This is a genomic window from Helicobacter baculiformis (assembly GCF_900197685.1).
In the GTDB taxonomy this organism is placed as follows: domain Bacteria; phylum Campylobacterota; class Campylobacteria; order Campylobacterales; family Helicobacteraceae; genus Helicobacter; species Helicobacter baculiformis.
On sequence record NZ_FZMF01000051.1, the window covers coordinates 1 to 4,265 of the forward strand.

Below are 4,265 nucleotides of genomic sequence, written 5' to 3' on the forward strand. Positions count from 1 at the left end.
AGCTACAAAACCAACCCATAATTAAAAAACACATTAAAATGGCTACTGCCTTCTTGAATCACCACTTGACCCACATAGTCTTGGGTATTGACATGGACTCTTAAGCTTCTTTGGAGCAAAGGCACAGAGACACCAACGCTATACTTAGAACGCCCATAGGCATAATTAAAGCCTGAAACTGCATTCACATTACCGCTATCTCTAAAGGTTCGCAATAGATTGTAGCGATTCCACAGCCCCCTAGCTCCCACAAAAACCCCCATGCTTGCCTTGTCCGTTGCAAAAAAATTCACCAACATCTCTGCACCAACGCCAGCACCTATTTGCTTCACAGATTTAGCATAGCCCTTTGTTTGTGTGTAGCCGTATTTGAAGAGTGCGTAACAGGCTAAACCAAAGTAAGGGTTAAAATACTGCTGATAGCCGCTCTTGACATTAAAGCCCACAATGGCATTTGTGCTTTGGTGATTCAAAGTGCTAGAGAGACCTTGCATCAAGCTCGCGTAAGAGACAGGACTGATTGTCTGTGAGATAGGAATCTCTGCATAATCAACGGGCAATCTTTTCTCATGCCCTAATTGTGCCCAAACCTTTTCGGCAACTCTGACAAAGCCAGCATCCTCTGTCTTGCCATTGATGGTGTAGTGATCATCATGAGCATTGGTATAGGTCATATTGCCGTCATGTCCATATCCCTTAGTGTGCGCAAATTCGTGCATAATGGTGTCTAAGGGTTGATGTTCATGTTCTTTTGTTAGAGTATCATAGGTTTTCCACATTCTAGCCCGTGAGGAGTCTATCATCCATGGTTGTAAGCCGAATGCGCTACCTCCACCCAAACCATAGAGAGCATAGTTCTTTTCATTGATCACCCCAAGGTCAAGGTGTGCCGCCTTACGGAAGGTATTCACTATCACAGAGGGATCGATTTTAGAGGCAAGGGCTTTTTCATCCTTAGAATCAAGTCTACCATCTTGTTTAGGAGATGTCCTATCTGAGAAATCAAAAGGGGCGTTCAAAATAGCCTCTTCAAATTCCTTTGAACTGAGCATGGAAGTGAGGTTTAAAAGTAAGCTAACATATTCACCCGCTAGTTTAGGGGTAGGAGGTTGCCAGTTGCTTGTTTCCTTTCCATCAGACCAATCCACAAAAGTCCCTGTAAGATTGACCTTGATGCGTTCAAGCGCATCCAAAACTCTATGAGTGATGGGATCAGATTGTGGGGAATCTTTGATAGAGAACGCAGCATGCGAATTATTTTCCACCCTAGCCATTTTTGGCAAAAGACCGACAGGGAGGGTTGTTTCTATGTGTGCGGGTAAAGATTCCAACATGCCAACCTTAACTTCCTTGCCATCGATCTTAGTGTAAAGATCCACATTGTGGAGCGTATAGGGCAAGAAATTTTGCAGAGTGAGATTCTTGCCATTCAAGGAAACTTTAACGGGGGATAGAGTGCTAAAGTCTCTCTTAGGATTTTTAATCACTTCGTCCTTAGCATTAAACATAGTCCCAGCATGCGCTTCAAGCTGTGCAGTGCTAATAAATGTTACATCCTGCCTTCTAGTCAACATCTCACTACTTTTTAGCATGCCCGTCATGAACCCCGCTTCTATAAAGAAACCGCTTCTAGGATCTGCCAAACACTCATTAAACCCTGCCAACATCAGGAAATAAAGTAACTTTTTCATGCCGCCCTTATAGCACAAATTTTTTTAATTTTTTTCAGAAGACTATAGGAAAAATAAGATGTGTTATTTAGTAGCAGTAACGCGTAGCACGGGCAGGTAAGCCTTAAAAGCTTCTAAAAGTTTCTTTTGCTTGCAAATCCAAAATTATGCTGAGTGTGTTAAAAAGTAACTATTTCCTACATAATAGCTAAAACCACCTGCCCACTATGTCTAAAAAGGGGTGGACTAACTGAGATTAATCTCAGCACAGGAACTAAATCCGCAAATTGACATACTCTCCATAGCTAAAAGCTAAGGGAACTTACGGCGTGAGTGGGCAAAACATCTAAAAACCCCGACTCTGCCATTCTAACTGGGCGACTATATCTAACAATTCCAAAAGCCAAAATTCTAAAAAGAAGCTACCCATATGCACTTTGGGGAGTTTAGGCATCACCCCCCCTTCTTCCTCTTCACATCCGCTTTGCAAAGCTTGAAAAGATAGCGCCCGATGTTGTCATAGGTGAGACACTCGTAAAAAGATCGTTAATGCCAAAAACCCGTGTTATGAATGCAAATTTAAAGAAAAAAAGGACCATTAAGCATTTCTATCAAGCATCTATTGGAAAGATTACGCTGAAGATATTGCAATTTCCCTGAGTGCTAATTTCTAAGTTAAGTTTGTATCGCATGCAAATGTTTTTGACCAAATCTAAACCAATTCCATAGCCTTTTTGTGCATGCGCGCCACGCGTGTAGCGCATACTGAGGTATTCTATGCTTTGGGGACTCAAAGCTTGCCCCGTGTTGCTAATGCTAAGATCATCTTGCAAGTGCACATGTATCGAGCCCTTAGGAGGGGTGTACTTAATAGCGTTCACCAAAAGATTGCTCACTAAAGTAACCATGTCTTCTTCTAGAGCTTTAAAAATTTTGGGTTGCAAGTTATGGGTGAGTTGGATTTGATAAAAACGAGCCATATCGCTAAAAGCACTAATTTGCTGGCTTACTAGGGTTTGCAAATCCAACAAGCTAGGCTCATCATGACGCAAATCCTGCATAAAAAGATAGGCTAATTGGTGGTGCAGGTAGAAAATACGCCGTGCGCTCACTAGAATCCCTAAGGCTTGAGGAGTATGGCGAGCCAAACTTTTAGCGCTCATTAATAACGCAGCAATAGGGGTGTTGAGCTCGTGGGCGATGTCCTTACTAAAGCGATCCAAGCGTACAACTTCATCATTAATGGGCTTTAAAAACAATCTAGCCAGCCAATATGCTATCAGACCCACGCACACGCATGCTCCTAGCAAAACAACTAAAATAGAGCGCCACAGAGGGGCAAAAAGATGAGGAGGTCTCGGGTGTTGTAAAATGAGTGTGATCACCCCTAGGTGCCCGAAAGTTTTGTTATCTACTAGATAAAACCCGTCATCTTTTTCTAAAAACAGAGGAAGATTTCCTGTTTTACCAAAAAACACAAAACTACTTCCTCCTAAGAACTCATGTTTGTACAGGACTTTGTTGTGTGCGTCTAATAACACGAAGGCCAAAGTGTTATGTTTGAGAGCAAGGCGTTCAAAGGGGTTGGGTGTGGCTTCCATATGCTCAAGTACGATATCTTGAGCTAGGTTGTTAGCCTGCAATTGCATATGCTGTTGGATACTTTGCAAAAGTGCGTTCTTTTCATAAATAAAAAACAAGAGTGCGATCACACCCATTAATAAAAAAGAAGAGCCCAAGTATAGCCCTAAAAAGCGCCGTAGCGACTGCCGTTGATATGCGTTGAGTTTCATGGACAAAAAGAATACCCTAATCCCTTGATATTTTGGATACTCTGCTTGCCTAAAATTTTGCGCAAATTCTTAATGTAGGTACGCAGCGTGGAATCATCTAGCCCGCTTTCATATGCCCACACATTGGCAATGATCTGCTCACTACTGAGTACTTGGCGAGGGTGTTGCAGAAAAAACTCTAATAATTGTCTTTCTCTTGAAGTGAGAAAAAAACGCTCTCCCTCCACACATAGTACTCCGTTGTCATAATACGCATGCGTATTGATAACGATCTTTTGTGCTACTAAAAGCCTCTCAATGCGTACTTGCAATTCTTCCAAATCAAAGGGTTTTTTGAGATAATCGCTTGCACCGATACTAAACGCCTTTCTCAAGGAAACAATATCGCTAAATACACTAATCACTACTACAGGGGTTTGAATCTTTAACTCACGCACCACTTGCAAGACTTCAAAATTCGCACTTCCGGGTAACTGTACATCCAGCACTAAGAGGTCAAAAGACTTTTGGGCTAAGATCTCCAACGCACTTGGAGTGTCGTAAGCCCCCACTACTCCATAACCAGCCTGTTCCAAGAAATCTTTAATAAGACTATGTAAGAGCACATCGTCTTCAAGTAAAAAAAGCTGTCTAGTCATGAGATACTTGTGCGGAGGTTGTGGAATAGAAAGGTTGCAAAGATTAACCCCATGTTGAGAACACCCTATAGCTTAAGATTGTAGTAGATCATGCCTACCAAATCTTTAAATTTTAATAAGCTGAATGAAAGCCCTTTTGGCTTCTCTCGACACCCTCCCCCTAA

3 protein-coding genes are annotated in these 4,265 nt (G+C 42.0%); all 3 read right to left on the reverse strand.

Going from position 1 to position 4,265, the window contains the following annotated elements:
• Positions 1–2: 2 nt before the first annotated feature.
• Positions 3–1,691, reverse strand: coding sequence for an outer membrane beta-barrel protein (locus tag C6G87_RS07130; protein WP_104752827.1), 1,689 nt, complete (start codon positions 1,689–1,691; stop codon positions 3–5).
• 590 nt (positions 1,692–2,281) lie between these two features.
• Positions 2,282–3,463, reverse strand: a complete 1,182-nt coding sequence (locus C6G87_RS07135) for a sensor histidine kinase (RefSeq protein WP_104752828.1) — start codon at positions 3,461–3,463, stop codon at positions 2,282–2,284.
• Positions 3,460–4,101 (reverse strand): copper response regulator transcription factor CrdR, encoded by a 642-nt coding sequence (gene crdR, locus C6G87_RS07140; RefSeq protein WP_104752829.1) that lies wholly within the window; start codon positions 4,099–4,101, stop codon positions 3,460–3,462. The genes C6G87_RS07135 and crdR overlap by 4 nt, the downstream gene beginning before the upstream one ends.
• Positions 4,102–4,265: the final 164 nt, after the last annotated feature.

What these genes read in the sequence shown, in the direction of transcription:
- C6G87_RS07130 (WP_104752827.1), bottom strand. Translation starts at nt 1,691, where the DNA reads ATGAAAAAGTTACTTTATTTCCTGATGTTGGCAGGGTTTAATGAGTGT.
- crdR (WP_104752829.1), bottom strand. Translation starts at nt 4,101, where the DNA reads ATGACTAGACAGCTTTTTTTACTTGAAGACGATGTGCTCTTACATAGT.
- C6G87_RS07135 (WP_104752828.1), bottom strand. Translation starts at nt 3,463, where the DNA reads ATGAAACTCAACGCATATCAACGGCAGTCGCTACGGCGCTTTTTAGGG.